Annotated in this window: 6 protein-coding genes; 2 read left to right on the top strand and 4 right to left on the bottom strand. The window is 34.8% G+C overall.

The genetic code is table 11. The features are described from left to right. Positions 1-285 precede the first annotated feature (285 nt). Positions 286-1,752 carry an MFS transporter gene (locus FD33_RS06855; protein WP_056955864.1) on the bottom strand — a complete coding sequence of 489 codons (1,467 nt, stop codon included), beginning with the start codon at positions 1,750-1,752 and terminating at the stop codon, positions 286-288. Positions 1,753-1,803: 51 nt separating this feature from the next. Further along, a complete protein-coding gene (locus tag FD33_RS06850) occupies positions 1,804-2,088 on the bottom strand; it encodes an ArsR/SmtB family transcription factor (protein ID WP_025086441.1) in 285 nt (94 codons plus the stop codon). A 158-nt stretch (positions 2,089-2,246) separates the two neighbouring features. Between FD33_RS06850 and FD33_RS06845 the strand changes: the two genes are divergently transcribed. Both FD33_RS06845 and FD33_RS06840 read left to right on the top strand, forming a co-directional pair. Beyond that, positions 2,247-3,431, top strand: a complete 1,185-nt coding sequence (locus FD33_RS06845) for an acetate/propionate family kinase (protein WP_025086302.1) — start codon at positions 2,247-2,249, stop codon at positions 3,429-3,431. Positions 3,432-3,652: 221 nt separating this feature from the next. Beyond that, positions 3,653-3,922: a SemiSWEET family transporter gene (locus tag FD33_RS06840; RefSeq protein ID WP_034544509.1), complete on the top strand. Its 270-nt coding sequence runs from the start codon at positions 3,653-3,655 to the stop codon at positions 3,920-3,922. A gap of 61 nt (positions 3,923-3,983) precedes the next feature. Here FD33_RS06840 and FD33_RS06835 read toward each other — a convergent pair whose 3' ends face one another. After that, the gene (locus FD33_RS06835) at positions 3,984-5,510 is read right to left on the bottom strand and encodes an ABC transporter permease/substrate-binding protein (RefSeq protein WP_025086304.1); all 1,527 of its coding nucleotides are present in this window, start codon (positions 5,508-5,510) and stop codon (positions 3,984-3,986) included. Further along, positions 5,510-6,442 (bottom strand): ATP-binding cassette domain-containing protein, encoded by a 933-nt coding sequence (locus tag FD33_RS06830; protein ID WP_025086305.1) that lies wholly within the window; start codon positions 6,440-6,442, stop codon positions 5,510-5,512. The genes FD33_RS06835 and FD33_RS06830 overlap by 1 nt, the downstream gene beginning before the upstream one ends. Between the last annotated feature and the right edge of the window lie 136 nt (positions 6,443-6,578).

Below are 6,578 nucleotides of genomic sequence, written 5' to 3'. Positions count from 1 at the left end.
GTGTTTTTATTTTGAGCTTTTATTGAAAGTGGCTAACTTGATTATAAAATTCGCCGGATTTATCTTCCGGAGAAATATTAGTTTTTAATATTAGTGAACATCCAACAGTTGAGTTTGCCATCAAGACAAAACTAAAAGGAAAGCCACCGGTAAAATACCGAGAATTTTCCTTTCTAAAAGCAGCATAATTAATTATCCAAACTTAAGGGTTCAGATCAAGTTACTCCTTTTTATTATTCCGCTTATAATTCTACGAGTGAACTAACAAAGCTATCAAATACCTAATTATTTAATAATCTTTTTATTCTTGTCCTTCAAATTAACTAACAAGATGATTCCAAATAAAATCACTGTAACTAAGAAAACATTATGCATACCTTCAATAATAATTTTTTGCATGATAGGAATTAAGTTACTAGCTGAATCATGATTGGAACTGATAAATCCATTAACTTGTCCCAAACTCACCTCTGCATGATTACCAACAGCTTGATTGATCGACAAGTTAAACACCAATCCAAATACTCCTGTCATGATGGTTTGTCCCATCGTTCTTCCTAAAGTTAACATTGATGAGGCTGTTCCAACCTCAGTATCCGAAACTACTTCTTGTGAAATCAGTGTATTCATTGTAATTACAATACCTAACCCCGTACCGGTGACACCAGCAATTACATAAAACATAATCATCGGAAAATTAGTTTTAGCAAAAACTAAGGTTAGATAAAACAGCATTTGTACTATAACAATTGGAATAGTAATTAATTTAGGAATAATTCTTTTCACTAAGCTCCCCACAAAGAATGATGCAATCAACCACATTACTGGACTCGGTGTAACTGCCAAACCAGCGACAGAGGCAGTAACTCGATAAACTGATTGTAGCCAAATAGGAAAATAAACTTGAAAACTTATTTGTATCCCACTTAGTAATAATGCAGTCAGAATTTGAATTGTGAATAATTGATTCTCAAAAAGTTGCAACGGTACAATTGGATCAACTGACTTTTTCTCGAAGTGTACTAATGCTATTAAGGATAATGAAAAGACCAGTGCCACAATTATGATATATATTATATTTAATTCTTGACTACTTAACATTTGGAATAGAAACAAAAGTGAAATTAAAGACAATGATAAACTCAAAATCCCTTTATAATCTATTGGCCGATGTGTTTTAGTAGTCCTTTTACTTCCTAGTCCAAACAGAATCAATACCAAAACTATCAAGCCTAAAGGTACGTTAATGAAAAAAATCCAATGCCAATTAAGTTTGTCAACAATGAAGCCACCGATAATGGGTCCTAGCAAGGCCGAAATTCCCCAAGCTGTATTATTTAAAGCCAATTTACTGGAACGTTTATCATAGGAGTATAAATCCGCAATGATGGTGAATGTTATTGGCATAATTGCACCAGCACCGATTCCCTGAATAGCTCTGAACAGTATCAAAAGGTAAATATTAGGAGCAATTCCACAAAGAAATGACCCTAAAGAAAAAATCATCAATCCAACAATAAATATCGGTTTACGGCCTAACTGATCGGACAATTTTCCATATATGGGAGTACTGACCGCTGTCGTTAACAGATACATTGCAAATACCCAGCTTTGCATTGACAGGCCGTTTAATTTACTAATAATTGTCGGCATAGCCGTCGTAATAATGGTTGTTTCTACTGAGGTCATAAACGTAGCAATAAAAATTGCAATCATTGTCAACAACAAGTTCAATCTTTTATTTTTTAACATAATAACATTTTCTTTCTTAGTTCGATGATCATCGAACTAAAGTACAAAATTTTATAGGGTATCTAAAAAAAATGGCAAGAATTCGGTAAAGGCATCCATATTAATCGACAAATATTTAATTTGCGCTTCTTTTCTAGTATTAGTCAAACCAACTTTACGCAGTTTCTTAAAATGGTAGGAAACGGTTGATTTGCTAAGATCCAATTTTTCACCGACTTCACCACAAGTCAATTCACGATGCGCTTGATATAGAATTCGAATCATTTGTAACCGATTGGGATCTGACAAAACTTTAAATATCTCTGCTCTTTGAATATCTTTTTTATCTATTTTCATAAATCTATTGTAAATCTTCTTCTAAAATATTTATAAAATATAGTATTAAAAAGACGATTTGGCATTTATTAGTCGCCATGTTATTGCAATGACACGATTCTTTATATAACATATTTAATGATGAAAGCTTCATATTAATAGAAAAGAGTGATCTCATAATGGAAAAAACGTTGGTCGTCAACGCTGGTAGTTCATCCCTAAAATGGAAACTGTTTGAAATGCCATCCGAAAAGGTTCTAGCAAGTGGTACCGTAGAAAGAATCAATGCCCCTGCTTCCTTATTTAAAATGAAATATAACGGTAAGAAGTTCGAGAAAACACAAGATAACTTAACTCAAAATCAAGCCGCTCAAATGGTTTTTGAAGAGTTACAAAACTTAGACATTATCAAAGATCTATCAGAAATTACGGCTGTAGCACACCGTGTCGTTGCTGGAGGTCAGATTTTCAAGCATGCTGTTGAAATTACACCTGACGTGTTGCAACAAATTAAAGATCTTAGTGATTTTGCACCCCTTCACAATCCTATGGAAGCTAAGGGAATTGAAACAATGGCTGAAACTTTGCCTAATGTTAAACAATATGCCGTCTTCGATAGTCAATTCTTTACCGACTTACCTGAAAAGAATGCTATCTACAGTTTGCCATATAAATTAACTAAGAAATATCAGATTCGTCGTTATGGTGAACACGGTATTTCTCACACTTACTTGACCAAACGTGCCGCTGAATTACTTAATAAGCCACAATCAGATGTCAACTTGGTAACCATGCATCTAGGTAGTGGTGCATCACTCGCCGCTGTTAAAAATGGTAAAGCCTTTGATACTTCAATGGGATTCACACCTCTCAATGGTGTCACAATGGGAACACGTTCCGGAGACATCGACCCAGCCTTAGTGCCCTTTTTGATGAAAGAATTAAAACTTGATGATCCTAATCAAGTTCTAGATATCTTCAATCAAAAATCTGGTCTCTTAGGTATTGCTGAATTCTCTTCCGATATGCGTGACATCAAGGCCCAAGAGGATACCAATGAACAAGCCAAGTTAGCCATTGATATATTTGTTAACCGTGTTGTTAAATATGCTAGTAGTTTCCTAACTGAATTACATCGTGCTGATGCTCTAGTCTTTGCCGGTGGCATTGCTGAAAACAATGCTTGGTTAAGAAAACAGATCATCAATGAGCTTTCTATCTTTAATATCAAACTAGATGACAAATTGAACGAAGCCGCTCAAGAGGGACTCATTAGTAGTCCTGATTCTGCTATCAAGGTTTTCTTGATTCCTACTGATGAAGAACTCATGATGGTTCGTCAAGTTGCTGAAATTCACAATTAAAATTTCTTATAAAAAGTGTTAGTCATAACGGCTAACGCTTTTTGTTTCTCAATTTTGTGAAACAGCATATCAATTGACAATACATTTTGTCTGGTTTATTTTGTACTTATGGTCAATTGATGCGAATTAATTATGTCAACAATGACTTTTTGTAACATGCATATTTTACTAACAATAAAAATAGTTTGTAATACGAAAGGAAGTTAATTTAATTGCGGAGGATCAGTTCAGAAAAAGTAGAAAAAATCGGGACAGTCGCGAGCGCCATGTCCGTTCTGATGTATGTTTCATATATTCCCCAGATTATATCCAATCTATCTGGTACTAAGGGGAATCCTATACAACCACTCGTTGCTTTTATCAACTGTACTATTTGGACAGCATATGGATTACTCAAGAAAGAAAAGGATTGGCCAATTGTTTGGGCTAATATTCCTGGTATTTTTCTTGGAGCAGCAACTTTCATCACTGCAATATTTAATTTTGGTTAAAAAAACATCTATCTAGAGCGCATAAATTTTATGCTACCTCTGAATAGATGTTTTTTAAATTTTATTTTAATAAACCTTTTTTAACTAAATAATCACGAGCCACAACACTGGCCTTTTTATTCTTAACACTGACTTGATAATTCATCTTCTGCATATCTTCAGCAGAGATCTTACCAGCTAACTTGTTCAAGCTCTTAACAACTTCAGGATTTTTTTTAGCAAAGCTCTCATTCATCAAAGGAGCACCCTGATATGGTGGGAAGAAATGCTTATCATCCTTCAAAACCACTAAATGATATTGTTGAACTTGTGGATCTGTCGTATAACCATCTACCAAATTAACGCGATCATTAGCAATCGCCTTGTAACGTAAAGAAGGTTCCATTCGTTTAACGTTAGCAAAATCTAAATTATATTTCTTCTTCAATCCTAAATAACCATCAGCCTGATTAGAAAAGTCAGGATCGAATCCGGCAATAACTTTATCACTTACTCGTTGTAAATCGCTTAACTTGGTAACGTGATACTTTTTTGAAAATTCCTTGGTCACAGCCAAATCATAACCATTTTCGTATTCCATTGGTTTTAAGAAACTCATATTTTCTTGCTTCGACAATTCCTTTTTAGCAATTTGATAAGTTTTTTCCGGACTCTTAGGCGTTGGTTTATCGTATTTTACTAATGCTTCCAAAACAGTACCCGTGAATTCTGGATAGATATCAATATCTTGGCGTTTTAATGCCTTATATAAGAATGTTGTTGCACCAAAATTAGGTTTCAAAGTAATTTGAGCCTTAGGATTATCCTGTTTGATCAAGTCCTTATACATATTAATCAATATCTCTGGCTCACTGCCTAATTTACCAGCAATTGTAATTTGGACTGGTTGTGGTTTTACCATTTGATAAACCTTGTTGCCACCAAATCCTAATAACATCAATAGTATTATCACACCGCCAGCATAAATCCGACGTTTTGACGAGCCAATAAATTTCAAAAGGCCACTGAAAATAAAGGCTAACAGGGCTGACAAAACACCACCGATAATTAGATAGTAATTATTATTCTGTTGAATACCCAGCATAATATAATCCCCTAAACCACCAGCACCAATAAAAGCGGCTAATGTGGCCGTACCGATAATCATAACTAAAGCAATTCTGATACCAGAAATAATCATTGGTAAGGCTAATGGAAATTCCAAACGTTGTAATCTCTTCCACTTTGACAATCCAAAGGCAACCGCAGCTTCCTCCAGATTAGGATCAATATTGGTCAATCCTGAATAAGTATTTTGATACAACGGCATGATAGCATACATAGTTAGTGCTACCACTGCTGGCACCGTTCCAATTCCTACAAGTGGAATTAATAATCCTAACAAAGCTAAACTGGGAATAGTCTGAATAATTCCAGCAATTTGTAGTCCCACTTCACCAAAGCGACGATGGTTCCGTAATAAGATAGCTAATGGAATTGCAATTAGCATGGCAATCAATAGTGAAATAAAAGAAATGCCAATATGTTGATACAATGATTTTAAGATTTCAGTACGTTGACTGACTAAAGTCTGTAGTAACATTTGCATTATTGATTGTCCCCCTCTTTTTCAAAATATGCTAACAATTGCTGAGGGGTCAATGAATAAGCCTTATTCTGATAGCTAAACTTTATCTCAGTATGATCTTTTAAACTGTTAACTAATTCGCCAAACTGCTCCACCTCAGGATAATCAGTTGAGTTTTGAATTTCTGTTAAAACTTTGGACCCAATCAAGAAATCCATATTCCACCAATGTGGTGTCTTAGTACCAAAGAATTTCTTAACGAAATCATTGGCTGGATTTTGCATGATCTCATGTGGTGTTCCTACTTGCTGGACCTCACCTTGATTTAAAATGGCAATCTTTTGACCCATTCGCAAAGCCTCTTGCATATCATGTGTTACAAAGACAACTGTCATCTTATATTTGGCATGCAATTTTAAAACCAAATCCTGTGATTTACGTCTCAAGACAGGATCTAAAGCACTGAATGATTCATCCATCAAAACTAATTTAGGACTAGTTGCTAAAGCGCGAATAATGGCAACACGTTGCTGTTGCCCACCAGACAGTTCATCAGGCATCCTTTTAGCATACTTCTTAGGATCAAGTTCAACCGACTCTAGTAATTCAGCAGCACGTTGATGGCGTTCTTGTTTGGAAACACCCTTTTGTTCCAATTGAATTGCAATATTATCTTCAACATTTAGATTAGGGAATAGACTACTATCCTGCAATACATACCCCATGTCTAAACGTAATTTTTGCACATCATAGTCTTTAATCTTCTTATCGTCAAAATAAACATTCCCATCAGTAGGAACTGTTAGTCGGTTCAACATTCTCAATAACGTAGTTTTTCCACTACCACTGGGACCAACCAAAACAAACAATTCACCATCATCAATTGTCAAATTGATATCATGTAAAACGACGTTTTTCTCGTACTTCATTCCGACTTCTTTGTAGGTAATCAAATTATTTCCCCTCTCTAATCAACTTACCCTAATAATAAATATCTTCCAACTTTTAAACAAAAAATTAGCATAATAATATTTACGAAAATTTCAATAACAAGTTAGCCACTTGGACAAAATAAATTGAATCCAAGTG

Source organism: Companilactobacillus paralimentarius DSM 13238 = JCM 10415, assembly GCF_001434985.1.
In the GTDB taxonomy this organism is placed as follows: domain Bacteria; phylum Bacillota; class Bacilli; order Lactobacillales; family Lactobacillaceae; genus Companilactobacillus; species Companilactobacillus paralimentarius.
Note: the sequence above shows the minus strand (reverse complement) of the source record. Positions and strands in the feature narration are given on the sequence as shown.